General features: G+C 72.6%; 25 protein-coding genes and 1 riboswitch. Of the genes, 5 read left to right on the forward strand and 20 right to left on the reverse strand.

From position 1 onward, the window contains the following. Window positions 1-80: 80 nt before the first annotated feature. From ACIA47_RS20320 to ACIA47_RS20330, 3 genes are read left to right on the forward strand one after another with little or no spacing between them, the layout of a single operon-like run. Window positions 81-944, forward strand: a complete 864-nt coding sequence (locus tag ACIA47_RS20320; RefSeq protein WP_203122036.1) for an ABC transporter substrate-binding protein — start codon at window positions 81-83, stop codon at window positions 942-944. Continuing rightward, window positions 941-1,786: an amino acid ABC transporter permease gene (locus tag ACIA47_RS20325; protein ID WP_396709826.1), complete on the forward strand. Its 846-nt coding sequence runs from the start codon at window positions 941-943 to the stop codon at window positions 1,784-1,786. Before ACIA47_RS20320 ends, ACIA47_RS20325 begins: the two co-directional genes overlap by 4 nt. Window positions 1,787-1,789: 3 nt before the next feature. Next, the gene (locus ACIA47_RS20330; RefSeq protein ID WP_396709828.1) at window positions 1,790-2,533 is read left to right on the forward strand and encodes an amino acid ABC transporter ATP-binding protein; all 744 of its coding nucleotides are present in this window, start codon (window positions 1,790-1,792) and stop codon (window positions 2,531-2,533) included. Between the two features lie 31 nt (window positions 2,534-2,564). Here the strand turns inward: ACIA47_RS20330 and ribH are convergent, their stop codons facing one another. The 7 genes from ribH to rpe form a co-directional block, all read right to left on the reverse strand. Then, on the reverse strand, window positions 2,565-3,065 hold the full coding sequence (gene ribH / locus ACIA47_RS20335; RefSeq protein ID WP_091401939.1) for a 6,7-dimethyl-8-ribityllumazine synthase: 501 nt from the start codon (window positions 3,063-3,065) through the stop codon (window positions 2,565-2,567). 2 nt (window positions 3,066-3,067) lie between these two features. Next, the gene (locus tag ACIA47_RS20340) at window positions 3,068-4,333 is read right to left on the reverse strand and encodes a bifunctional 3,4-dihydroxy-2-butanone-4-phosphate synthase/GTP cyclohydrolase II (protein WP_396709830.1); all 1,266 of its coding nucleotides are present in this window, start codon (window positions 4,331-4,333) and stop codon (window positions 3,068-3,070) included. Beyond that, window positions 4,330-5,013, reverse strand: a complete 684-nt coding sequence (gene pnuC / locus ACIA47_RS20345) for a nicotinamide riboside transporter PnuC (protein ID WP_203122042.1) — start codon at window positions 5,011-5,013, stop codon at window positions 4,330-4,332. Before pnuC ends, ACIA47_RS20340 begins: the two co-directional genes overlap by 4 nt. Beyond that, window positions 5,013-5,657, reverse strand: a complete 645-nt coding sequence (locus ACIA47_RS20350; RefSeq protein WP_396709832.1) for a riboflavin synthase — start codon at window positions 5,655-5,657, stop codon at window positions 5,013-5,015. The genes pnuC and ACIA47_RS20350 overlap by 1 nt, the downstream gene beginning before the upstream one ends. Window position 5,658: 1 nt before the next feature. Beyond that, window positions 5,659-6,720 carry a bifunctional diaminohydroxyphosphoribosylaminopyrimidine deaminase/5-amino-6-(5-phosphoribosylamino)uracil reductase RibD gene (gene ribD, locus ACIA47_RS20355; RefSeq protein ID WP_203122046.1) on the reverse strand — a complete coding sequence of 354 codons (1,062 nt, stop codon included), beginning with the start codon at window positions 6,718-6,720 and terminating at the stop codon, window positions 5,659-5,661. 166 nt (window positions 6,721-6,886) lie between these two features. Beyond that, a riboswitch (FMN riboswitch) is annotated at window positions 6,887-7,057 on the reverse strand. A 78-nt stretch (window positions 7,058-7,135) separates the two neighbouring features. Continuing rightward, window positions 7,136-8,092 carry a response regulator gene (locus ACIA47_RS20360; RefSeq protein WP_203122047.1) on the reverse strand — a complete coding sequence of 319 codons (957 nt, stop codon included), beginning with the start codon at window positions 8,090-8,092 and terminating at the stop codon, window positions 7,136-7,138. Between the two features lies 1 nt (window position 8,093). Beyond that, entirely contained in the window at window positions 8,094-8,774 is a 681-nt protein-coding gene (gene rpe, locus ACIA47_RS20365; RefSeq protein WP_030335689.1) for a ribulose-phosphate 3-epimerase, read from the reverse strand. Window positions 8,775-9,028: 254 nt separating this feature from the next. Between rpe and ACIA47_RS20370 the strand changes: the two genes are divergently transcribed. Both ACIA47_RS20370 and ACIA47_RS20375 read left to right on the forward strand, forming a co-directional pair. Then, entirely contained in the window at window positions 9,029-9,919 is an 891-nt protein-coding gene (locus tag ACIA47_RS20370) for a septum formation family protein (protein ID WP_396709835.1), read from the forward strand. A gap of 82 nt (window positions 9,920-10,001) precedes the next feature. Then, entirely contained in the window at window positions 10,002-10,892 is an 891-nt protein-coding gene (locus ACIA47_RS20375) for a septum formation family protein (protein ID WP_396710141.1), read from the forward strand. A gap of 83 nt (window positions 10,893-10,975) precedes the next feature. On the opposite strand, the gene ACIA47_RS20380 is transcribed toward ACIA47_RS20375, so the two are convergent. The 13 genes from ACIA47_RS20380 to ACIA47_RS20440 form a co-directional block, all read right to left on the reverse strand. Then, window positions 10,976-12,454 (reverse strand): RsmB/NOP family class I SAM-dependent RNA methyltransferase, encoded by a 1,479-nt coding sequence (locus tag ACIA47_RS20380; protein WP_396710143.1) that lies wholly within the window; start codon window positions 12,452-12,454, stop codon window positions 10,976-10,978. After that, the gene (fmt, locus tag ACIA47_RS20385; protein WP_203122048.1) at window positions 12,409-13,335 is read right to left on the reverse strand and encodes a methionyl-tRNA formyltransferase; all 927 of its coding nucleotides are present in this window, start codon (window positions 13,333-13,335) and stop codon (window positions 12,409-12,411) included. Before fmt ends, ACIA47_RS20380 begins: the two co-directional genes overlap by 46 nt. Window positions 13,336-13,340: 5 nt before the next feature. Further along, window positions 13,341-13,898, reverse strand: a complete 558-nt coding sequence (gene def, locus ACIA47_RS20390; RefSeq protein WP_396709838.1) for a peptide deformylase — start codon at window positions 13,896-13,898, stop codon at window positions 13,341-13,343. A 45-nt stretch (window positions 13,899-13,943) separates the two neighbouring features. Beyond that, window positions 13,944-15,212, reverse strand: a complete 1,269-nt coding sequence (locus tag ACIA47_RS20395) for a cytochrome P450 (protein WP_396709840.1) — start codon at window positions 15,210-15,212, stop codon at window positions 13,944-13,946. Between the two features lie 132 nt (window positions 15,213-15,344). Then, a complete protein-coding gene (locus tag ACIA47_RS20400) occupies window positions 15,345-16,328 on the reverse strand; it encodes an AAA family ATPase (protein ID WP_203122050.1) in 984 nt (327 codons plus the stop codon). Window positions 16,329-16,585: 257 nt separating this feature from the next. Next, window positions 16,586-18,496, reverse strand: a complete 1,911-nt coding sequence (locus ACIA47_RS20405) for a primosomal protein N' (RefSeq protein WP_396709842.1) — start codon at window positions 18,494-18,496, stop codon at window positions 16,586-16,588. Window positions 18,497-18,555: 59 nt separating this feature from the next. Further along, entirely contained in the window at window positions 18,556-19,749 is a 1,194-nt protein-coding gene (gene metK, locus ACIA47_RS20410; RefSeq protein WP_091401916.1) for a methionine adenosyltransferase, read from the reverse strand. Between the two features lie 87 nt (window positions 19,750-19,836). Then, on the reverse strand, window positions 19,837-21,045 hold the full coding sequence (gene coaBC, locus ACIA47_RS20415; RefSeq protein ID WP_396709845.1) for a bifunctional phosphopantothenoylcysteine decarboxylase/phosphopantothenate--cysteine ligase CoaBC: 1,209 nt from the start codon (window positions 21,043-21,045) through the stop codon (window positions 19,837-19,839). Between the two features lie 14 nt (window positions 21,046-21,059). Then, entirely contained in the window at window positions 21,060-21,323 is a 264-nt protein-coding gene (gene rpoZ / locus ACIA47_RS20420; protein ID WP_030335666.1) for a DNA-directed RNA polymerase subunit omega, read from the reverse strand. 64 nt (window positions 21,324-21,387) lie between these two features. Continuing rightward, window positions 21,388-21,921 (reverse strand): guanylate kinase, encoded by a 534-nt coding sequence (locus tag ACIA47_RS20425; protein ID WP_203122155.1) that lies wholly within the window; start codon window positions 21,919-21,921, stop codon window positions 21,388-21,390. Window positions 21,922-21,946: 25 nt separating this feature from the next. After that, on the reverse strand, window positions 21,947-22,264 hold the full coding sequence (gene mihF / locus ACIA47_RS20430; protein WP_112584585.1) for an integration host factor, actinobacterial type: 318 nt from the start codon (window positions 22,262-22,264) through the stop codon (window positions 21,947-21,949). A gap of 178 nt (window positions 22,265-22,442) precedes the next feature. Continuing rightward, the gene (gene pyrF, locus ACIA47_RS20435; protein ID WP_396709847.1) at window positions 22,443-23,279 is read right to left on the reverse strand and encodes an orotidine-5'-phosphate decarboxylase; all 837 of its coding nucleotides are present in this window, start codon (window positions 23,277-23,279) and stop codon (window positions 22,443-22,445) included. Window positions 23,280-23,352: 73 nt separating this feature from the next. Next, window positions 23,353-24,627 carry an adenosylmethionine--8-amino-7-oxononanoate transaminase gene (locus ACIA47_RS20440; RefSeq protein WP_396709849.1) on the reverse strand — a complete coding sequence of 425 codons (1,275 nt, stop codon included), beginning with the start codon at window positions 24,625-24,627 and terminating at the stop codon, window positions 23,353-23,355. Window positions 24,628-24,646 lie beyond the last annotated feature (19 nt).

Genomic DNA, 24,646 nt, shown 5'->3' on the forward strand with positions numbered 1-24,646 from the left:
AATCCAGCAAGCGGACAATTCCCTACCAACATGGTGGGATAATTGTCGATCGATGCCCATGGAGCTCTACGCTGTCCGCCATGGCCAGCCGCTCACGTCTCCTCGCGCTCACCCTCGCCGGTGCCGTCGTCGTAGCCACCGCCGGATGCGCGCCACAGGACGAGAAACCCACCCCCAATGTCACAGCCGCGCCGTCCTGCGCCAAGGACAGCCTGCCCACGCGTACGCCGGGCAAGCTGACCATCGCCACCGACCAGCCCGCGTACGAGCCGTGGTTCGCCAAGGACAAGCCGGACAGCGGCGAGGGCTTCGAATCCGCTGTCGCATACGCGGTGGCCGAGAAGCTCGGCTACGCCCGCGCCGACGTCACGTGGACCCGGGTCAAGTTCGACACCGCCATCGCGCCGGGGCCGAAGGACTTCGACTTCGACATCAACCAGTTCTCCATCACCGACGAGCGCAAGCAGGCGGTCGACTTCTCCGCGCCGTACTACCTGGTGCGGCAGACCGTCATCGCGTTGAAGTCCTCGAAGATCACCGGCCGGAAGTCGCTGGCCGAGCTGCGGGACGCGCGGCTCGGCGCGCAGGTCGGCACCACCAGCTACCAGGCGATCACCGACGTGATCAAGCCGACCGCCAAGCCGCAGGTCTACAACAGCAACGACGACGCCAAGAAGGCCCTCCAGAACGGGCAACTGGACGGCCTCGTGGTGGATCTTCCGACCGCCTTCTACATCACCGGCGCGGAGATCACCGACGCGACGATCGTCGGGCAGGTGCCGCAGGTCGGTACGCCCGAGGCGTTCGGGTTGCTGCTGGACAAGAACTCTCCACTGACCTCCTGCGTGAGCGCGGCGGTCGGTCAGCTCACCACGGCGGGCACGCTGAAGCAGCTGGAGCAGAAGTGGCTCGCGCAGGTGGCGGGGGCGGCCGAGCTGCGGTGACGCTTCTGGATCATGTGCCCTCGGAGGCGCAGTTGCGGCGGTCGGCGTACCGGCGTCGGCAGACCGTTTACAGCGTGCTCGTCGCGGCGTCCTCGACGGCGGCGCTCGGCACGCTGCTGGTGATCGCGGTGACCGGGGCGCCGGGCTGGGACCGGGTCCGGCGGTCGTTCCTGGATCCGGAGATCGCCCGCGACGCGCTGCCGACGGTGCTGAGCGGGCTCTGGCTCAACGTACGGCTGCTGGTCTGCTGTGCGGTCGGCGCGCTGCTGCTCGGGCTGGTGATCGCCGTGCTGCGGACGCTGCGCGGGCCGGTCTTCTTCCCGGTCCGCGCGCTGGCCGCCGGCTACACCTACACCTTCCGCGGCCTACCGCTGATCATCGTGCTGTACCTGCTCACCCTCGGCGTGCCAGGGCTGCGGTTGCAGGGCATGCCGCCGGTGCTGGTGCTGGGTGGGATCGCGTTGGTCCTCACCTACGGCGGCTACCTCGCCGAGGTGTTCCGGGCCGGCATCGAGTCGGTGCACCCCAGCCAACTCGCCGCGGCCCGCTCGTTGGGCCTGACCTACCGACAGACGATGCGGCACGTGATCCTGCCGCAGGCCGTCCGCCGGGTGGCGCCACCTCTGCTCAACGACGTGGTGGCGTTGCAGAAGGACGTCGGGCTGGTCTCGCTGGCCGGGCCGATCGACGCGGTCCGCGCCGCGCAGATCGCCACCGCCCAAACCTTCAACTACACGCCGTACGTCGTGGCGGGGGTGCTCTTCGTGCTGCTCGCGATCCCGCTGATCGCGGTCACGGACTGGGTGACGCTGCGCGCGGCCCGCCGACAGTCGGGAGGCTGACCCATGGCGTTGCTGCACTGTCGGGGCCTGCGCAAGGAGTTCGGCGGGCACGCCGTGCTCGACCACCTCGACCTGACCGTCGCCGAACATCAGGTGGTGGCCCTGATCGGCGCGTCCGGGTCCGGCAAGTCGACACTGCTGCGCTGCGTCAACCTGCTGGAGGAGTTGGACGACGGCACCATCGAGTTGGACGGAGAGGACATCTCCGATCCCCGGGTGGACCCGGACCGGGTCCGGCGGCGGATCGGCATGGTGTTCCAGGCGTACAACCTCTTTCCGCACCTGAGCGTGTTGGACAACATCACCCTCGCGCCGCGCCGCGTGCACCGGCGGGGTCGGGCGGAGGCCGAGGCGCAGGCCCGGGAGCTGCTCGACCGGGTGGGGCTCGGCGCCAAGGCGGATGCCTACCCGGACCGACTCTCCGGTGGGCAGCAGCAGCGGGTGGCGATCGTCCGGGCGCTGGCCAACTCACCCCGGCTGATGCTGCTCGACGAGGTCACCTCCGCGCTCGACCCGGAGCTGGTCGGCGAGGTGCTGGCGATGATCCGCGACCTGAAGGCCGACGGTATGACCATGGTGCTGGCCACCCACGAGATGGGCTTCGCCCGGGAGGTCGCCGACGAGGTGTGCTTCCTCGACGCCGGGCGGGTCATCGAGAGCGGCCCGCCCGAGCAGGTGCTCGGCGAGCCGACCCAGCCTCGTACCCGGCAGTTCCTGCGCCGGATCATCGAGGCCGGCCGTCTCTGACGGCCCTCCTTCAGAGACGGCCGAGGAGGCGTCAGCCGCCGAAGCCGACCCGCTGGGCGTTGCCCGCCGCCACGGTCCGCACGGCCAGCGCCGCGTCGAGCGCCGCCACGGTGGCGGCCCAGCCCTTGTCCTCCGCCGAGCCGGGCAGACCGGCGCGGTCGCGGGCCTGCTCGATGGTCTCCACTGTCAACACTCCGTGCGCCACCGGCTTACCCTCGTCCAGCGCCACCCGGGTCAGCCCGTCGGTGACCGAACGGCACACGTAGTCGAAGTGGGCGGTGGACCCACGGACCACCACGCCGAGGGCGACCACCACGTCGCAGCGGCGGGCGAGGGCCTGCGCGACCACCGGCAGCTCGACCGAGCCGGCGACCCGGGCGACCACGGAACGCGCTCCGCACGCCTCGGCGGCGGCCACCGCACGCTCCAGCATGTGGTCGGTCAGCTCGCCGTGCCAGCGGGCGGCAACGACCCCGACGGTCAGCCCCGCGGCGTCGACCGCCTCGACTCCCGGCTCACCGAAACCCGCCATCGTCATGCTCCGATCTCGTCGTTGGCGACCGGACGCCCCAGCGGCGCCTCGGACACCTCGTCCAACTCGTCCAGCAGGTGACCCATCCGGTCCCGCTTGGTGCGCAGGTAGCGCATGTTCTCCGGGTGCGCGCCAACCGGCAGCCCCTCGCGGCCGGTGATGGTCAACCCGTACCCCTCCAGCCCGGCCCGCTTGGCCGGGTTGTTGGTCAGCAGCCGCATCGACCGCACGCCCAGGTCGTAGAGGATCTGCGCGCCGGTGCCGTAGTCGCGGGCGTCGGCCGGCAGGCCCAGGTCGAGGTTGGCGTCCACTGTGTCGCGGCCCAGGTCCTGCAACTGGTACGCCTGCAGCTTGTGCAGCAACCCGATGCCGCGTCCCTCGTGCCCACGGACGTAGAGCACCACGCCCCGGCCCTCCTGCCCGACCCGGGCCAGTGCGGCGTCCAACTGCGGCCCGCAGTCGCAGCGCAGCGAGCCGAACACGTCCCCGGTCAAGCACTCGGAGTGCACCCGGACCAGCACGTCCTGGCCGTCACCGAGGTCACCCAGCACCATCGCGACGTGCTCGGCCGGGTCGTGCTCGACGCGGTAGCCGAGCGCCCGGAACACCCCGTGCTTCGTCGGCATCCGGGCGTCGGCGACCAGCTCGACCTGCTTCTCGGTACGCCGCCGGTAGGCGATCAGGTCGGCGATGGTGACGAGCGTGAGGCCGTGCTCGGCGGAGAACTTCTCCAGGTCCGGTAGGCGCATCATGGTGCCGTCGTCGTTGACCAGCTCGCAGAGCACGCCGGCCGGGCGCAGCCCGGCCAGCCGGGTCAGGTCGACAGCCGCCTCGGTGTGCCCCGGGCGGCGCAGCACCCCGCCCTCGCGGGCGCGCAGCGGCACCACGTGCCCGGGCCGGGCCAGGTCGGTCGGGTCGGTCGCCGCGTCGGCGAGCAGCCGGATGGTGTGCGCGCGGTCGGCCGCCGAGATGCCGGTGCCGACCCCCTCCCGGGCGTCCACTGTCACCGTGTACGCGGTGCCGCGTCGGTCCTGGTTGGTGTGGTACATCGGCGGTAGGTCGAGCCGGTCGGCCTCGCTCTCGGTCAACGGCACGCAGACGTACCCGGAGGTGTAGCGCACCATGAACGCCATCAGCTCCGGTGTGGCCAACTCGGCCGCGAAGATCAGATCGCCCTCGTTCTCCCGGTCCGCGTCGTCGACCACGACGACCGGCCGGCCGGCCGCGATGTCCGCGATCGCCTGCTCGATATCCCCAAAGCTGGTCATGCGACGGCCTCCCGGTAGATGGGCGTACGGACGGTGGCCGTGGCGCGCGAGGTGCGCCACCAGGCGGCGAAGCCCCAGACGCAGAGGGCGCCGTAGATCAGGTACATGACGGCCGACGGGTAGAACCCCCCGCGCAGCAGCAGCGGCACGCCGACCGCGTCCACAGCGATCCAGAGCAACCAGAACTCCACCCAGCCGCGGGCCATGCCGTACGTGGCCAGCAGGCTGCCGGTGAGGATCCAGGCGTCGGGCAGCGGGCCCCAGGAGCCCAGGGCCTTGAGCAGCGGGTACGCCGCGGCGGTGCCGATCACGGCGGCCACCAGCAGCATCAGTCGCTCCCGTCCGGTGGCCCAGCGCGGCACGACCGCGGCCTGCCCGGCGTCGGCGCGACGGTTGCGCTGCCAGCGCCACCAGCCGTAGACGCTGACCGCGAAGAAGAACACCTGCCGGCCGGCCTGCCCGTACAGGTCGTGCTCCTGCGGGGTGGCGAACACCCCGCCGAGGAAGACGGTGAGGAGCAGCGCGTTACCGATCATGCCGACCGGCCACGCCCAGACCAGCCGGCGCAATCCGAGCAGCGCCGAGACCAGCCCGAACGCGTTGCCGACGATCTCCCTGGCCAGCACCGGAGAGCCGGCGACGTGCACCTGGGCGTCCAGCAACCAGCTGAGCGGGCCCATCAGGCCACCTTGCCCGGGTTGGAGGCCAGCCCGCGTGCGTCGGCGTCGGTGAGCCGGTCGCCGAGCAGCCGCTCCACGTACTTGGCCAGCACGTCGACCTCCAGGTTGACCGGGTCGCCGACGCCCTTCGCGCCGAGCGTGGTCAGCTTGAGCGTGGTCGGGATCAACCCGACGGCGAACTCGTCCGCGCCGACGGCGGCCACTGTCAACGAGACACCGTCGATGGTGATCGAGCCCTTCTCCACCACGTAGCGGGACAGGGCGGCGGGCAGTCGGAACCGGACGGTCTCCCACTGCTCGGCCGGCTCCCGGGAGATCAGTTCACCGACGCCGTCGACGTGGCCCTGCACCAGGTGCCCGCCGAGCCGGCTACCGAGCGCGGCGGCCCGCTCCAGGTTGACCGGGTCGCCGGGGCGCAGCGCGCCCAGCGCGGAGCGGCGCAGCGTCTCCCCCATCACGTCGGCGGTGAAGACACCGTCGGCCACCTCCACGACGGTCAGGCAGACACCGTTGACGGCGATCGAGTCGCCGTGTCGGGCGTCGGACGTGACCAACGGGCCACGTACGCCCAGCAGCGCAGAATCGCCTGCCGTCGGCGCCACCCGGATGATCTCGCCCAATTCCTCGATGATGCCAGTGAACATCTCAGCCCTCCCTTTTTCGGGGCAAAGCGGTGATCCGGAGATCCGGACCGATCTGCGTAACGTCGACGAACTCCAGATCGATGGCCTCGGCGATGGTGGTCACTCCCGCGTCGACCAGAGCGGTCGGGCCGGCGCCGAGCAACCGCGGCGCGACGTACCCGACGATCTTGTCGACCAGGCCGGCCTCCAGGAACGCGCCGGCCAGCCGGGGGCCGCCCTCCAGGAGCACCGCGCGGACCCCGCGCTGGTGCAGCGTCGCGAGCAGCGCCGACAGGTCGACCCGGCCGTCCGGGTCGGCGCCGACCTCGTCGGCGGTCGCGATCCACGTCCGTGCGGCGCCGTCGCGGACCCGGGCGTCAGCCGGGGTACGCCCCGAGCTGTCCACCACCACCCGCAGCGGCTGCCGGATGGCCAGGCTGCCGTCGCGCAGGTTGCGGGCGGTCAACCGGGGGTCGTCGGCGAGCACGGTGCCCACCCCGGCAATGACCGCGTCGACAGTGCCGCGCAGCGCGTGCACGTCGATCCGGGCCGCCTCCGAGGTGATCCACATGCTGGTGCCGTCCGCCGCGGCGGAACGCCCGTCGAGCGTGGCGGCGTACTTCCAGATCACGTAAGGCCAGCCCCGGCGCATCGAGGTCAGCCACGCGACGTTGCCGGCCTCGGCCTCCTCGCCGCGTACCCCCAGATCGACCCGGACCCCGGCGGCGCGCAAGGTGGCGGCGCCCCCGGAGGCGACCGGGTTCGGGTCGGGTACGGCGATGACCACCCGGCCCACCCCGGCCTGGACGAGCGCGGAACTACAGGGGCCGGTGCGGCCGGTGTGGTCGCAGGGCTCCAGAGTGACGACAGCGGTGCCGCCCTTGGCCCGCCGCCCGGCCTGCGCCAGCGCGACGATCTCGGCGTGCGGCCCACCGGCGTACGCGTGGAAGCCCTCGCCCACGACCTCGCCGTCGGAGTCGAGGAGCACGCACCCGACCACGGGGTTGGGGCTGGTGGTGCCGAGCCCGCGCGCTGCCAACTCGATCGCACGCCGCATCGCCTCATCAACGGAGACGCTGGCCATCGCCCTGCCCCTGCCCTCTCACTCGCCGGTCCGCGCGCGGGCGGTCAGGGAGGCGGTGGCCATGGGGCCACGGGCAGGCGGTGGCGGATTCCGGGAACGGCACAGCCGCCCCGGGGGGTCGGCACGGCACGCTGAAGCCAGCGGCCGGCTCGGACCCGTCCGTCCCGCGCGCTGTCTCCCATCCGGACTGTCTGGGCACGGACGAACCGCCCCCAACCGTCGGCCCCGGATTTTCACCAGGTCCACCGGACGGCAGAGCCGTCCGGGTCGCGGGCTGACCACGGTTGGACCGTGGATCACCGCCGGTTCGGAATTTCACCGAGTCCCGCCAGCGCGTGGTGGGTACACGGGAAGTCTTACACGCCGATCCGGCTTCGCCGCCACCTAGGCGAGCTACTTCACAGCGGTATCACGCTCAGGTGACGCCGCGACGCCGGTCCACCGCCACGTACGAGCCCGGTTGACTCTTGGCCACCGTCTTCATCTCCGAGGCCACCGCGATCGCTTCGAGCGGGTCGGTGAACCGCTTGCCGGCGTCGGAGAGGGACACCCCGATGGAGAGCGTGACCAGGGCCGCCCGCCGGATGTTGCCGCGTCGATCCTTCAACTCGACGAAGCCGCGCTCCCGGTCGGTCTGGTCGTAGAGCGTGTCGGCGGCGTTCTCGAAGTCGACCACCGCCCGGGACGTCAGTGGGCGCACCTGGTCCGGGGCGCAGACGATGACGAAGTCGTCGCCGCCGACGTGGCCGAGGAAGGCCGGTGGCAGCCCGACGCCCACCACCGCCCGGTGCAGGCTGCGGGCGAGCGCGGAGATGAAGTCGTCGCCGCGCACGAAGCCGTACCGGTCGTTGACGCTCTTGAACCGGTCGATGTCGACGTAGCCGACGGCGTAGTCCACGCCGTTTCGGACCCGATCGCTGATCTCCCGGCGGATCCGGCTGTTGCCGGGCAGCCCGGTCAGCGGGGAGACCTCCCGGAACTCCTTGTTGCGGCGCAGCGTGGACGAGACCCGGGCCACCAGCTCGGCGGTGTCGAACGGTTTGACCAGGTAGTCGTCCGCGCCGGCGCTGAGCCCGTGCACCTTGTCGACGGTCATCCCCTTGGCCGTCAGCATGATCACCGGAAGGGCGGACGTCATCGGGTCGGCACGCAACCGGCGGGTCAGCTCCAGCCCGTCGATCCGGGGCATCATGAGGTCGACCACCGCCAGGTCCGGCCGCTGGCGCTCGATGACCTCCAGCGCCTCCTGGCCGTCGCCGGCGTGGATCACCTCGAAGCCGTGCAGCCGGAGGTTGAACTCGACGAACCGGGCGATGTCCTCGTCGTCGTCAACGACGAGAATGATGTCCTTGCGGTCGGCCTCGGGCTCCACCTCAGGCCCCGGGCGCCGCGCGTTCCGCCAGTGCCCGCAGGTGCCGTACCGCCTCCGCCGGGTCGGCGGCCCCGTACACGGCGGTGCCGGCCACGAACGCGTCGGCGCCCGCCGCGGCCGCCTGCTCGATGGTGTCGGCGGCGATCCCGCCGTCCACCTCGATGCGCAGCTCCAGGTGCCCGGCAGACACGTGCCGCCGGGCCGTCCGCACCTTCTCCAGCAGCTGCGGAATGAACCGCTGCCCACCGAAGCCCGCCTTGATCGTCATGATCAGCAGGGTGTCGAAGCTGGGCAGCAGGTCCAGGTAAGGCTCGATCGGGGTGTCCCGGTCGATGGCCAGGCCCGCCTTCGCACCGGCCGAACGCAGATCCTTCGCCAGCGCCACCGGGTCGTCGGACGCCTCCGCGTGGAAGGTGACGTTGTACGCCCCGGCGTCGGCGTACCCGGGGGCCCACCGGCGCGGGTCCTCGATCATCAGGTGCACGTCGAAGGGCATCGCAGTGACAGCCCGCAGGCTCTGCACCACGGGCAGCCCGATGGTCAGGTTCGGCACGAAGTGGTTGTCCATCACGTCGACGTGCAACCAGTCCGCGGCGTCCTCGACGGCACGGACCTCTTCGGCGAGGCGGGCGAAATCGGCGGCCAGGATGCTCGGCGCGACGATCGGCGGCGGTACGGTCACGGGGCCAGTGTACGAACGTGGCCACCTGCCACCCGCATCGCGCCACCTTCGGGGACGCGCTGTGACCCAGCAGTGACCATTGGTGCAGAATTGGACGCTCCGGACCCCCGAATCCGGACGAACAGACATCAGCCACTGGCCGATCGACGGAAACGCGACGACACTCCAACCGGGACGGTGCCGTAGGCTGCACGCCCGCCGGGGTCTCGCCGCGGGGCGCGGCGACCGGCCGCCAGCTCCCGGGAGGGCGGACGATGCGACGGTGGCTTCCAGCGCTGGTGCTGGCCAGCGTCACGACGATGCTGCTGGCCGGCTGCGCGCCGGCGCGGGGCGCGGACGGTGATCTCACCGACGACTGGCCGACGCTGCGGGTGCCGAAGCCGTTCACCCCCGCCACCGACACCTGTCTGCCGCGGATCGCCACGGTGGTGCAGGCCAGCACGTACGAGACGGTGGACTGCGCGCGTAACCACCTGGCCGAGACCATCCACGTCGGCACCTTCGTCGGGCCCGACGCGCTGACCGAGGCCCGACCGGAACCCGGATCGTCCGCGCTGCGCACGGCTCGCGCCGAGTGCGACCAGCGGGCCCGGCAGGTGCTCGGCGGCGACTGGCACACGGCCCGACTCGCGCTCTCCCTCGCGCTGCCGTCGGCGCCCGCCTGGGCCGGCGGCGCCCGCTGGTTCCGCTGCGACCTCAGCGAGACCGGCAGCATCGACAACACCCGCGCGGTGAACCGCACCGGCAGCCTGCGCGGCGCGCTGATCGGTGACTCGCCCCTGACCCACCGCTGCTTCGACCCCAAGCTGATCGGCGACAACCTCAACTACATGGCGCCGGTGCTCTGCACCGAGCCGCACCGCGCCGAGTTCGTGGGCGTCTACGAGGAAGGGGAGATGAGCTGGGCGGAGTTCGCCAGGTCCGCCGAGCAGGCGCACCGGCGCTGCATGGCGCTGATCGCCGAGTACGCGGCGGTACCCAACAACAGCGAACTGCCGTACCGGGCCGGGTCCATCTACTACCCACCGTCGCAGCGGGAGTGGGAGGAGGGCGACCGTGGAGTGCGCTGTTTCCTGTGGAGCGACGACCGCAAACTCACCCGCTCGATGCGCGGCGCCGGTCCCGAGGGACTGCCCGCGATCTGAGCATCGTTGCCGTATGCTGCTGCGCCGTGGCGCTATCGACCGGCTGGGTCCGGTCGGGGGCCAGCAGCGGCGGGAGGTCGGGATGCGACGGTGGCTGGCGGCGTTCGCCGGGGGTGGGGTGCTGACCCTGGCACTGGCCGGGTGCGGCGCACCCGCCGGAATCGACAGTGACCTCATCGACGACTGGCCGGCGCCCGTCGCGGCGCAGCAGTTCGTCCCCGCCGCCGGCGTCTGCCACCACAGCTCCCAACAGGTCGGCTTCCTGACCGGCTACAACCCGACGGCGTGCACCGAGGCGCACCGGGTGGAGACCATGCACGTCGGCACGCTCACCGGCCCGGGCGCCGACGGCGGCACACCCCCGCAGCCCGGCTCGGCCGGCATGCGGGCCGCGCAGACCGGGTGCGACACGGCGGTCAACAAGGCGGTGGGGGCCGACTGGCGTTCCGGGCGGCTCGGCCTGACCGTCGTGCTGCCGTCGCCGCAGGCCTGGTCGGGCGGAGCCCGCTGGTACCGCTGCGACGTCACCGAGATCGCCAGCATCGACGACACCGCTGTCGACCTGCGCACCGGCAGCCTCCGGGGCGCGCTGTCCGGAGCGGCCCCGCTGGCGTACCGCTGCTTCAACCCGAAGCTGGTCAAGGACGACATCGACGAGATGGTCCCGGTCTCCTGCACCGCCAGGCACCACGCCGAGTTCGTCGGCGTCTGGCAGGCGCCGGACACCAGCTACGCCGAGTTCACCCGCAGCACCAAGCGGACCCACCGGGCCTGCCAGACGATGATCGCCAAGTACGCCAAGGTCCCGGACAACTCCCAGCTCGACTTCCGCGCCGGCACGATCTACTACCAGCCGTACGAGGAGGAGTGGCGCAACGGGAACCGGGGCGTGCAGTGCTTCCTCTGGATCTCCGACCGGAACCTGACCCGCTCCATGAAGAACGCCGGCACCAAGGGCCTCCCGGTCACCTAGAGCGTTCCGGGAGTGTCGGTCGAGCAGGGCGTGAGCGCACCCCGTCCGGCCGGTCTGCGGACCGGCCGGACGCCTGGGACGGATCAGCCTCGGCGCAGGACGGCGAGGAACATCGCGTCGGTGCCGTGGCGGTGTGGCCAGAGCTGCACGGTCGGCCCGTCACCGAGACCGGGCATGCCGGCCGGCAGCAGCGGGCGGGCGTCCACGAAGTCCACCGCAACCCCGCTACGGCGGGCCGCCTCAGTCACCGTCACGTGCGTCTCGACGGTGTGCGGCGAACAGGTGACGTAGGCGACCAGGCCGCCCGGGCGGACCGCCCGCAGCGCCGCGCCGAGCAGTTCCCGTTGCAGCCGGGTCAGCGGCGGCAGGTCGGACGGTTGGCGACGCCAGCGCGACTCCGGCCGACGACGCAGCGACCCCAGCCCGGTACACGGTGCGTCGACCAGCACCCGGTCGAAGTGCTGCTCGGGAAGCTTCGGGTCGCCGCCGACCTCACGGCCGTCCATGGTCAGCACGGTCACCGGTAGGTCCCGGGTCGCCAGGGAGACCAGCCGGGCGCGGTGCTCGGCCACCTCCACAGCGGTCACCCGCGCACCCCGCTGCGCGGCCAGCGCGCCGAGCAACCCGGCCTTGCCACCCGGTCCGGCGCACAGGTCCAGCCAACGTCCGTCCGGGCCGTCCAGCGGCGCGTCGGCGAGCGCGGTGGCCACCAGTTGGGAGCCCTCGTCCTGGACGTGGGCCCGGCCGTCGACCACCGCCGGGATGTCGCCCGGCGACCCGCCGAGGAGATAGACGGCGTACGGCGAGAAGGCACCGGGCGCACCGTCGACCTGGTCGGCCAGCTCGACCGGGTCGATCAGGCCGGGCCGGGCGCACAGGTGCACCGGGGGGCGCTCATTGTCTTCGATCAGGAGGCGCTCCGTCTCACCCAGATCGCCGCCGAGCGCCTCGGAGAAGGCCCGCACGATCCACTGCGGGTGGCTGTACGCCAACGCGAGGTGCCCGACCGGGTCGGTCTCCATCGGTGGGGCGAGCTTCGCCACCCAGGCGTCCGCGTCACGGCTGGACACCTCGCGCAGCACCGCGTTGGCGAAGCCGGTAGCGCCCGGTGCGACCGAACGGACCAGGTCCACCGTCGACGAGACCGCGGCGTGCGCCGGCACCCGGGTGTGCAGGAGCTGGTACGCCCCGATCCGCAGCGCGTCGCGTACCGGCGGGTCGATCCGGGCCACGTCACGGCCGGCCGCGTCGGTCAGGATCGCGTCCAACGTGCCCAGGTGGCGCAGGGTGCCGTAGGTCAGCTCGGTGGCGAAGGCCGCGTCCCGGCCGAACAGCCCCTCCTCCCGCAGGATGATGGGCAGCACCAGGTTGGCGAACGCGTCGTCCCGGTGCACCGCCGCCACCGCCTCGTACGCGGCGCGGCGCGGTCGGTCCAGCGGTGGTCGGACCGGGCGGCGATCCCCGCCACGGCCGGTCGACGGGCCGGAGCGCGTCGGTCGGGTTCCCTCCGGTGCCGTCACGCGAAGTCCTCTCCTGTGCCGACCCGGACGCCGCGCGCCCAGTCGGTCGCGTCCATCGCCCGCTTACCCGCGGCGCGGACCTCGCCGAGACGTACCGGCACTGTCGCCGTGCCGGCCAGCACCCGGGACTTCTCCACCAGCAACTCCCCCGGCTTCAGGTCGGGGCCGTCGGGCACCGGGACGACCGGGCCGAGCTTCACCCGCTCGTCGCGGAAGGTGGTCCAGCCGCCCGGCGCGGGCGTGCAGGCCCGGAGTCGCCGGTCCACGGCGAAGGCCGGGTCGCTCCAGCGCACCCGTGCGTCGTCCACTGTCAGTTTCGGCGCCAGCGACACCCCGTCGGCCGGCTGCGGCTCGGCGCGGGCGGTGCCCTCGGCGATCGCGTCGAGCACCGCCACCAGCAGCCCGGCGCCGGAATCGGCGAGCCGCCCCAGCAGGTCGCCGGAGGTGTCGGTGGGGCGGATCTCGTCGGTCAGCGTGCCGTAGACCGGGCCGGTGTCCAGGCCCTCCTCCAGCTGGAAGACGCTGGCCCCGGTCAGCTCGTCGCCGTGCAGCACGGCGTGCTGCACGGGCGCGGCGCCACGCCACGCGGGCAGCAGGGAGAAGTGCAGGTTGATCCAGCCGTGCCGGGGGATCTCCAGGGCCGCCGGCGGCACCAGCGCTCCGTAGGCGACCACCGGCACGCAGGCCGGCTCCAGCTCGCGCAGCCGGTCGAGGAACTCCGGCTCGCGGGGGCGGGCCGGCGTGAGCACCTCGACGCCGTGCTCGTCGGCCCACGCGCCGACCGGCGACCGGGACAGGCCCCGCCCACGCCCGGCGGGCGCGTCGGGCCGAGTGACCACGGCCACCAGCTCGTGTCGGGAGGCGGCGACGGCGGCCAGGGCGGGAACGGCGACGGCCGGCGTACCGGCGAAGATCACGCGCATCCGGGTCAGCGCCCCAGACCGAAGGGGTCGCTGATGTGCGGGCTGAGCTTGACAGTGGGCGGGGCCGCCGCGTCGTACCACTCGGCCTGGCGGATCGCCTTCATGGCTTCCTTGCGGCCCTCCGGGTCCAGTCGGTCCAGGAAGAGCACCCCGTCGAGGTGGTCGGTCTCGTGCTGCACGCAGCGCGCCATCAGGCCGCTGCCGACGATCTGCACGGGGTCGCCGAACGAGCTGAAGCCCTTGGCGACGACGTTCTGCCGACGCTTGGTGTCGAAGTAGAGCCCGGGGATCGACAGGCAGCCCTCCGGGCCGTCCTGCTCCTCCTCGTCGGGGAACTCCAACACCGGGTTGACCAGGTGCCCGAGGACGTCGTCGACGTCGAAGACGAACACCCGCAGGCTCACACCGAGTTGCGGCGCGGCCAGGCCGGCGCCGTTCTGCTCACGCATCGTGTCGGTGAGGTCGGCGACGAGCCGACGTAGCTCGGCGTCGAAGTCGACCACCGGATCGGCCGGCGTGCGCAGCACCGGATCCCCAAACAGACGGATGGGCTGGACGGTCACGCGGGACGGCTCCTTCTTCGGGCGGACGAGCGGTGCCGTACCAGTCTACGGAGTGCCCGGCAGAACACCGTCCGGCGCACCTCGATCAACCACCGCCGGTGTGCCCAGCGTCACCGGGACGCTCTCGTAGCCACGCAGAGTGAGTCGGGTGCGGTGCCGGGGAACCTCGGCCAGGGCCAGCTCGGGCAGGCGGCGCAGCAACATCGGGAAGGCCAGCTGCGCCTCCAACCGGGCCAGCCCCGCGCCGAGACAGTAGTGCGGGCCGGCGCCGAAGGAGAGCGGGTGCGCCTGCGCACGGGTCGGGTCGAAGAGCTGCGCGTCGGGGAACTGGCGCGGGTCGCGGTTGGCGGCGCCCAGCAGCAGCAGCGTCGTGCTGCCGGACGGCAGGTCGAGCCCGCCGCAGCGCACCGGTGCGGTGCTGGTCCGGGTGGTCAGCTGTACCGGGGAGTCGTAGCGCAGCAGCTCCTCGACGTACGCCGGGGCAAGGTCCGGGTCGGCGCGCAGCGCGGCGGCGGCCTCGGGGTGACCCAGCAGCACGACAAGGCCGTTGCCGAGCAGGTTGGTGGTGGTCTCGAAGCCGGCGACCAACAGCACCACCAGGTTGGCCAGCAGCTCGGGGCCGGTGAGCCGGTCGCCATCGGCGTCGTGCACCTGGACCAGCGCGGTGGTCAGGTCGTCGGCTGGGGCACGACGCCGCGCGACGACCAGCTCGACGAAGTAGTCGCGCAGCTCTGTGGCGCCGGCGTCGGCGACGGCCAGCTCCTCGGGGGTGATCTCCGGCTCCAGCACCCCGGTCAGGTCGCCGGCCCAGCGGCGGAACAGCGGCCGATCCGCCGCCGGCACGCCGAGCAGCGCGCAGATCACGCCCACTGGCAGGGGGTACGCGAAGTCGGCCAGGATGTCGACCGGTGCGCCGCTCTCGGCCTTCGCCACCATCGAGTCGAGCAGTTCCTCGGCCTGGACGCGCACCACGTCACGCATCCCGGCGACCCGGCGCGGGCTGAACGCGCCGGAGGCGAGCCGACGCATCCGACTGTGGTCGGGCGGGTTGGTCCGCAGCATCGACCGGGCGATCGACGACACGGCGGGGCTCTCCCGCCAGTTCGGCCAGACCTGGTCCCGCAGCGCGTCGTCCATGACCCCGAGGCGGGGATCGCGGAGCAGCTCGTCGACCTCCGGATAACCGGTCACCACGTAGAGGCCCGGCATGGCCTGCACCACCGGCCCGTGCGCGCGCAGCCGCTCGTAGGTCGGGTACGGGTCGACGCGCCCGTGCGGCGACATGAGCAGTGTGAGCGCCTCGGCAGCGTCCATGGCCGGCCTCCCCGTCGATGCGTCGGAGACCCCATCATCCCGGTGTCGGCCGCTCCCGGCAGTCCCCATCGTGGCGGCGCCGGCGCGGGCCGGCCCCGTCCGGGGCTGAGCCCGACGCGGCGGACAGACCCGTCAGACGCTGGCGCCCGGGTCCCCCGCGAGCACCGCGTCGCCACGGAGCAGCGCGGGCTCGGGCAGCGGCAGCTGGATCTTGTGAGCCGCCTCCCAGTCGTAGATCAGGCCGGGGCGCACCTGGGCGGCGAAGTAGTCGATCGCGGTCATCCCACCCACGACCGGCTCGTCGACCTCGGCGACCAGCTGGGCGGGGACCAGGGAGAACCCGTTCTGCAGGGCGGCGCTGAGGCGGCGGTGGCCGTCGACCACGAAGAAGTACTCGCCGGTGAACCCGATCTTCAGCGGTTCGAGGGCCTCGTCACCGGCCTCGGCCACCCCACCGACGAAGTCGGTGTCCCACAGACCGCGCAGGGTGGCGATGTCCTCGGTCGGGTAGACCCGGGCCGGGTCCAGCAGCAGCAGCGGCGGCGCGTCGCGCAGCACCTCGGCGCCGAGCGTGCCCTCGTACGCGGCCACGATGTGCTCGATCACCTCGGTGGCGGACGCCCGGGTGGTGTCACAGATCAGGTCATAGTTGCGCAGCCGGGCCTTGTCCACCCCGTAACGAATGATGAACCGGCTGCGCTCGCTGGCGCTGCGCTCCCGGAGCTTGGCCTTGGCCTCCTCCAGGGAGGCGTAGCTCTCCGCCGGGCCGGAGGGGCGGGCGAGCACCCGGCGGGCCGCCTCGCCCGGCTCGGTGATCATGTGCACCTTGAGCGCGTCGGTGAAGAAGTGCCAGGCCAGCCGGGAGTCCATGATGAGGCGCTCACCGGAGGCGGCGATGTCCCGCTGGAGCTGGTCGACGTAGCCGTCGACGGCCTGGTCGAGCTCGGCGTGCAGGTTGAGCTGCAGCGCGGTCATCTGCCGCTGCTGCGCCATCTCCCGGTAGAGGTCCCCCACGCTGACCCGGCGCATGCCGAGCCGCTTGGCGATCTCGACCGACACGGTGCTCTTGCCGCTGCCGAGGTCGCCGTTGAAGACGATCGATTGTCCAACGGTCACGACTGGTCCACCCCTGATCACCGGCTCATTGACATCATCGACCTCGCGCCCGACCGACGCGTTCCCGCCATCGTCGCGCCATCCCGCGACGGCTCCAGCTCGGCGCGGCTGACGCCCCCTCGCGACCTGGAGCCCGTCGTACGCCTTGGCATGACGGGCGATGCTACCACTCGGGCGCCACCGCTTTGCCGGACGCGGTGTGCGAGCGGCACCCCAGTGGGGCGAGGTCCGTCACCGCCGGCAGCGGCCGAAACGCCTCAGAACAGGCTCAGCGGATCGACCTGGAGACGAACCGGATCGGCGGCCTTGCGGGCGGCCCGGACGCCGGCGGCCGAGTGCAACGCCTCGGCGAGAGCGGCAGCCCGTGCCCGGGGCACCCGGACCAACATCCGCTCCCGGCCCTCCTCGGCCGGCACCGGCCCGAGCACCTCGGCGTCGTCCGGCAGTCGGGCCGCCGCCAGCAGGTCCGCCACCGCCTCGGCCACGCCGGTGACGCTCGCCATCCGCACGGCCGGTGGGAAGCCCAGCTCGCGGCGCTCGGCCAACTCCCGACCGGCGAACCAGCCGGCATCCCAGCGCAGCAGCGCCTGCACGGGGGCGAGCGCGCCATCGGCGACCACCACCACCCGACCAGCCGGCGCCGGGCGGGCCAGCGCCGCCGCCGCCAGCCAGCGGCGCAGCGCCTCCTCGCCGGCGCGCAGGTCGGCCCGGGTCAGCAGGGCCCACGAGTCGAGCAGCAGCACCGCGCCGTAGCCGCCCTCGGCGACCGGCTCGGCGCCCGGGGTGGCCACCACCAGGGCCGCGCCGCCGGGCACGTCGATCAGCACCTCCTCGCGCCCCGAGGTGCGCACCGGCACATCGGGGAACGCCCGGCCCAGCTCCTCGGCGGTCCGCCGGGCGCCGGTCACCGCGGCCCGCAGCCGCCGCCCACCGCACTCCGGGCAGGCGTACGCGGCCGCCACGCGGGCGCACCACCGGCAGGCCGGGGTGCCGCCGGCCGAGGGCAGCGCGAGAGGGCCGGCACAGTGCGCGCAGCGCGCCGGGGTGCGGCACTCGGCGCAGGAGATCGACGGGAGGTAGCCGCGGCGGGGCACCTGCACCAGCACCGGCAGGTCCTGGCGGAGCGCGTCGCGGGCAGCCGTCCAGGCCAGGCTGGGCAGCCGGGCGGTGGCGGCCCCGGGGTCGCGGGCCAGTTGCGGGTCGTCCCCGGTCGGCGCGATGGCCGGGATCCGCGCCCGCACGGTGGCCCGGTCGGCGACCACCTCCGCGGCCCAGCCGGTCTCCACCAGCAGCTGCGCCTCGGCCGTCCGGGCGTACCCGCCGACCAGCGCGCCGGCCTCGGCGAGGCGGGCGCGGGTGAGCAGCACGTCGCGGGCGTGCGGGTAGGGCGCCCGAGGCTCGGAGTGCAGGTCGTCACCGTCGTCCCAGACGGCGACGAGGCCGAGCCGGGCCACCGGGGCGAACATCGCCGCCCGGGTGCCGATCACCACCGGCACCTGGCCGCGGCGAGCGGCGAGGAAGGCCCGGTACCGCCGGGCCGGCCCGAGCGCTGCGGAGAGGCTGACGTGCCGCCCCGGGCCGAGCACGCCGGTGAGCGCCGCGTCGAGGCGGTCTAGGTCACGCGCGTCGGGCACCACAACCACCGCGCCGCGACCACCGGCGACGGTGGCCACCACCGCGTCGGCGTAGCGGGCCGCCCAGTCCTCACCGGGCAGCGCCGACCAGACCGCGCGGGGCGCCCGGCCGTCGGCGAGCGCCCGCAGCAGGGCCGGACCGGTCGGGTAGTCGCGCCACCCGCGCGGGTCGACGGCCCCGGTGGGGGCCGCCGGGGTGGGCTGGTCGTCGCGGGGCTCCTTCTCCACCCGCGCGTGCCGGGGTGGCACGGCGAGCCGGAGCACGTCGGCGAGGCTGCCCGCGTACCGGTCGGCGACCGCCCGGGCCAGCCGGGCGACCTCGGGCGCCAGCACCGGCTCCGGGGAGACCACCTTCTCCAGGTACGCGAGGCGGCCGGTGTGCCCGGAGTCGTCGGCGCGCGACAGCAACCACCCGTCGACGAGTTGCCCGGCGAAGCGCACCTTCACCCGGGTACCGGGCACCGCCACCTCGTCCAGCTCCGCCGGCACCAGGTAGTCGAACGGCCGGTCCAGGTGCGCCAGTCCGACGTCCACGCAGACGCGCGCGACCGGCGACCCGTCCGCGGGTCGCCGGTCGCTGCGCTTGGTGGCGGTCAGGCTCCCGCGGCCGACTTGAGGTCGGCGGCCCGGTCGGTGCTCTCCCAGGTCAGGTCCGGCAGCTCCCGGCCGAAGTGGCCGTACGCGGCGGTCTGCTGGTAGATCGGGCGGAGCAGGTTGAGGTCCCGGATGATCGCGGCCGGACGCAGGTCGAAGACCTCGGTGACGGCCTTCTCGATCGAGGAGACGGGCACGGTCTCGGTGCCGAACGTCTCGATGAACAGGCTCACCGGGTGCGCCTTGCCGATGGCGTAGGCGACCTGCGCCTCGCACCGCTCGGCCAGGCCGGCGGCGACCACGTTCTTGGCGACCCAGCGCATCGCGTACGCGGCCGAGCGGTCCACCTTGGACGGGTCCTTGCCGGAGAACGCGCCGCCACCGTGACGGGCGTACCCGCCGTAGGTGTCGACGATGATCTTGCGGCCGGTCAGCCCGGCATCACCCATCGGGCCGCCGATCTCGAACCGGCCGGTCGGGTTGACCAACAGCCGGTAACCGTCGGTGTCCAGGCCGAGGCTCTCCAACTCCGGGGCGATCACGTGGTCGCGCACGTCCGGGGTGAGCAGCGAGTCCAGCGAGATGTCGGCGGCGTGCTGGCTGGACACGACAACGGTGTTCAGCCGGACCGGGCGCAGCCCCTCGTACTCGATGGTGACCTGGGTCTTGCCGTCCGGCCGCAGGTACGGGATCGTGCCGTCCTTGCGCACCGCCGAGAGGCGGCGGGCCAGCCGGTGCGCGAGCGCGATCGGCAGCGGCATCAGCTCGGGCGTCTCCGAGCAGGCGAAGCCGAACATCATGCCCTGGTCGCCCGCGCCCTGCGCGTCCAGAGCGCTCTCCGACGCCCCGGTGCGCAGCTCGAAGGCGTTGTCCACACCCTGCGCGATGTCCTCGGACTGCGCGCCGATGGAGACGCTGACCCCGCAGGAGGCGCCGTCGAAGCCCTTCTTCGACGAGTCGTAGCCGATGTCGAGGATGGTCCGGCGGACGATCGTCGGGATGTCGGCGTACGCCTTGGTGGTCACCTCACCGGCGATGTGCACCTGACCGGTGGTGATCATGGTCTCCACGGCCACGCGGCTGTGGGGATCCTCGGTCAGCAGCGCATCGAGGATGCCATCGCTGATCTGGTCAGCGATCTTGTCCGGGTGGCCTTCCGTGACCGATTCGGACGTGAAGAGACGGCGTGTCACGGCACTCCTAAGCGTGTGAGGTCGTTCCGCGGCAGTCTAATCACCACTGCGGCCGGTGTCGGGATCGGTCGAGCCCTGTTCCACCCGTCAGGAGCGGCCGGGCAGCCGCGCCACGACGAGATCCCAGACGGCGTCGGCCACAGCTTCCTTGGCCTGCTCGGGCAGCCGGCTGACCGAACCGTCCGCGCCGATGACCGTCACCGTGTTGGTGTCGGCGCCGAAGACCAGGTCCGGACCGACCTCGTTGACCACGATCAGGTCGGCCCGCTTCCGAGCGAGTTTCGCCCGGCCGTTGGCCTCGGCATCGCCGGTCTCGGCGGCGAACACCACCAGCACCTGCCCTGGTCGTTTGCGCTGGCCGAGCTCCGCCGCGATGTCCGGGTTCGTGACGAGCTCGATGGTGGGCGCGACACCGTCGTCCGACTTCTTGATTTTGCCAGTCACGTACGTCGCGGGCCGGAAATCGGCCGGAGCCGCCGCCATCACCACCGCGTCGGCCTCGACGGCGGCCTTGACGGTCGCCTCCCGCAACTCGGCGGTGGTGCCCACCCGGATCAGGTCGACCCCGGCCGGATCGGCGAGGCCGACGTTGGCCGAGATCACTGTGACCCGGGCACCCCGGGCGACCGCCGCGCGGGCGAACGCGTACCCCTGCTTGCCCGACGAGCGGTTGCCCAGGAAACGCACCGGGTCGAGGGGCTCGCGGGTGCCACCGGCGGTGACGACCACCCGGCGACCGGCCAGGTCGGCGGGGGCGGAGTCGCCGCGGGCCAGGAGCCGTCCGGCGACGGCGAAGATCTCCGCCGGGTCGGGCAGCCGACCCTTGCCGGTGTCGGCGCCGGTGAGCCGGCCGACGGCGGGCTCGATGACCCGGACCCCCCGGGAGCGCAACGTGGCCACGTTGGCGACTGTGGCGGGGTGCTCCCACATCTCGGTGTGCATGGCCGGGGCCAGCAGGACCGGGCAGCGGGCGGTCAGCAGAGTGTTGGTCAGCAGGTCGTCGGCGAGGCCGTGGGCGGCCTTGGCGAGCAGGTCGGTGGTGGTCGGTGCGACCACCACCAGGTCGGCCTGCTTACCGAGCCGGACGTGCGGCACCTCGTGGACGTCGGTCCAGACGTCGTCGGCGACCGGTTGGCCGGAGAGCGCGGCCCAGGTCGGCGCTCCAACGAAGCGGAGCGCCGACGCGGTTGGCACGACCCGAACCCGGTGACCGGATTCGGTGAAGAGTCGCAGCAGCTCGCACGCCTTGTAGGCGGCGATGCCGCCACCGACCCCGAGGACGATCGAGGCGGACATCGGCCAGCGGTGGCTTACGGCTGGTCGGTCGGCTCGGCGGTGAGCAGGCCCGAGTTGATCTCGCGCATGGCGATGGAGAGGGGCTTCTCCTGCGGGGTGGTCTCGACGAGCGGGCCGACGTACTCCAGCAGACCCTCACCGAGCTGGCTGTAGTAGGCGTTGACCTGGCGCGCGCGCTTGGCGGCGAAGATGACCAGCGCGTACTTCGACGTCGTCTTCTCGAGGAGCTCGTCGATCGGCGGGTTGGTGATGCCTTCGGGGTTGGCGATGGATCCCACGAATTAACCTCTGCGTCTTTCGAGCCGCGCGGACGCGGTGCTGAGTCTCAACGGCGGCCGACCGTCAGCCACGCACGCGCGACCAGGCCGGATCCGGATAAGAAGAACCGAGTAAGCCTACCAGCTCCTCGACCACCCGTTCGGTGTGGTCGTGGGTCAGCGCGTGCTCGACGCTGGCGGCCACCGTGGCGTCGGGCGCGTACCCGGGTGGGCTCAGCAACACCAGCCGGGCATCGGGCAGCCGCGCCCGGACCAGTGGGACGCCGCGCAGGTCGAGCGGAAGCAGCACCGGCTGCCCGGCGTCGAGCCGGGCGCGCAGCGGCGGGTACGGGGTGCCCCGGCGGTGCGAACCGATCCGGGACCATTCCAGCAGCTCGCCGTCGACGATCCGTCGATCAAACTCGGCGGGGGCGAGGAAGACGCGGTCCACCCCGTCGATCTCCGACCCCCGACGCGGCCTGGTGGTTGCCGCGACCGGGATCCACACGGACGGAGAACGCGCCCGGACGAGCTCGACGACACTCTCCCTGCCGGAGCCCGAGGGTCCAGCCAGGACAGTGAGCCGAGCCGCCGGGCGCGCCTCGTCATCCGTGCTCACTGCTTGTTTCTACACGCTGCCAGGTTCAGTTGGCGGCGAACTCTCCAAGCAGTGCCTTGCGCTGCTGCTCGCCGAGGCCACGGAGGCGACGGCTGTCGGCGATCTTGAGCTTCTCCATGATCTGGGTAGCCCGGATCTTGCCGATGCCCGGCATGGCCTGCAGGACGGCCGACACCTTGAGCTTGCCAACGACGTCGTCATTCTCGGCCCGCTCGAGGACAGCACCGAGGGTGGTCTTGCCCTGCTTGAGCTGCTCCTTCAGCTGAGCACGGGCCTTGCGGATCTCCGCGGCCTTCTCGAGCGCGGCAGCGCGTTGTTCGGGGGTCAGTGACGGGAGCGGCACCAGTTCTCCTCAGGTCCCTATCGCGGCGGGCGGGGCGCACCGCCGCATCTGTGAAACGTGGTGTCGCTGTGAACCAAGGGGTCCATGGTTCCCAGCGCGGGGAAAACTAGCGGCCAACGGAGCTTTCGGCAACGTGGGGGCCGCATGATCACCGTAGAGTGACCGACCCGTCAGTCAGTCACCGGGCAGGCAGAACGGCCCGACAGTCGACCAACACGCGGTCCGCAGCGGCCCGCAGCGCGGCCACATCAGGGCCTGCCGAGAGCACTTCCCGGGAGTACGACGGAAGCACCGAGGCGAGGCTCGAACCGAAGACGGTACGCAGATCGGCTGCGCCGGCACCCTGCGCGCCGAGCCCCGGAGCGAGCAGTGGGCCGCCCACACCGGAGAGGTCGTGACCGGTGTCACCGATGGTCGCGCCGACCACCAGACCGAAGCTGCCGAGCGGGGACGCACCCCTGTTGAGCTGGGAAATCTCGTCGATCACGGTTTGTGCCACGGTGCGGCCGTCGGCCGTGACGGCCCGCTGCACGGCCCCGCCCTCGGGGTTGGAGGTGAGGGCCAGCACGAACACGCCGCCGCCGTGCTCGGCGGCCAGCTCGAACATCGGCGCCAGCGAACCGACCCCGAGGTAGGGGCTCGCGGTGACCGCGTCGACATACACGGGACTGGATGGATCAAGGTACGCGGCGGCGTACGCGCTCACCGTCGAGCCGATGTCGCCGCGCTTGACGTCGAGCAGAACGAGCGAGCCGGCATCGCGTAACTGTCGGATAGTTGACTCAAGAATCGCCACACCTCGGGACCCGAACCGCTCGAAAAAGGCCGACTGAGGCTTGCCTACCGCAACCCGGTCACCGAGGGCTTCCACCACGGTCCGGCTGAACCGGTCGAGCCCCTGAACGTCGTCCGGGAGGCCCCACTGAGCCAGCAGACCGGGATGCGGGTCGATGCCCACACAGAGTGGGCCCCGCTCGGTGATCGCCCGGTGCAGCCGGGTACCGAAGCTCTCCATCGGAGTGTTCCCCTCTTCTCGTCCGGGCGGCCGACCCGCCCGGGTAACCCGTCGACCCGTTGGCCGGGCCGACTCAGCCCGCCGCCACCGCCGCCGCCACCCCGGTCGCGATCCGGGCCAGGTCGACGTCGTCGGTGACGTACGGCGGCATCGTGTAGATCAGGTCGCGGAACGGACGCAGCCACACCCCCTGGGCGACCGCGGCCGCGGTCGCCGCGCCGAGGTCGACCTCGTGATCGAGCTGGACCACGCCGATCGCGCCGAGCACCCGTACGTCGGCCACGCCCGGCGTGCCGCGCAGGGGCTCCAGACCGGCGCACAGGCCGGCGCCGACCCTGGCTACCTGGCCGGCCCAGTCTCCGGCCCGCAGCAGCCCGATGGAGGCGTTCGCCACCGCGCAGGCCAACGGGTTGCCCATGAACGTGGGCCCGTGCGCCAGCACGCCGGTCGCCGAGATGCCCCGGGCGACCTCCGCGGTGCACAGGGTCGCCGCGAGGGTCAGGTACCCACCGGTCAGCGCCTTGCCCACGCAGAGCACGTCCGGCGTCACCCCGGCGTGCTCGGCGGCGAACATCTCGCCGGTACGGCCGAACCCGGTGGCGATCTCATCGAAGATCAGCAGAATCCCGTGCGCGCGGGTCACCTCGCGCAGCACCCGCAGGTAATCCGGGTGGTGGAAGCGCATCCCGCCGGCGCCCTGGACGACGGGCTCGACGATCACGGCGGCCAACTCGTCGGCGTGCCGCTCGACCGTCTCCACCAGCGCCGCCACGTACGCGTCGTCGGGCGGGTCGGTGAAGCCGCCCGGTGGCACCGGGGCGAACACCTGCCGGGGCAGCACGTCGCCCCACAGGTGGTGCATCCCGCCCTCCGGGTCGCAGACGCTCATCGGGTGGAACGTGTCGCCGTGGTAGCCACCCCGCCAGGTCGCCAGCCGGCGCCGCTGCGGCCGCCCGACGGCCCGCTGGTACTGCAGGCACATCTTCACCGCCACCTCGACGCTGACCGAGCCGGAGTCGGCCAGGAACACGTGCTCCAGGCCGTCCGGGGTCAGCTCGACCAGGGTCCGGGCCAGCTGCACCGCCGGCTCGTGGGTGAGCCCGCCGAACATCACGTGGCTCATCCGGCCGAGCTGGTCGGTCACCGCCGCGTCCAGCACCGGGTGCCGGTACCCGTGGATCGCCGCCCACCAGGACGACATCCCGTCCACCAGCTCCCGCCCGTCGGCCAGGGTGAGTCGTACCCCCTCGGCGCCGCGCACCACGTACGGCGGGTTGGCCGGCGGCAGCGCGGCGTACGGGTGCCAGACGTGCGCCCGGTCAGCGGCCAGGATCTCCTCGGGTGTCACGCGTACTCCTCTGCGCCTC

Source organism: Micromonospora sp. NPDC051227 (assembly GCF_044455385.1).
Taxonomy (GTDB): domain Bacteria; phylum Actinomycetota; class Actinomycetes; order Mycobacteriales; family Micromonosporaceae; genus Micromonospora.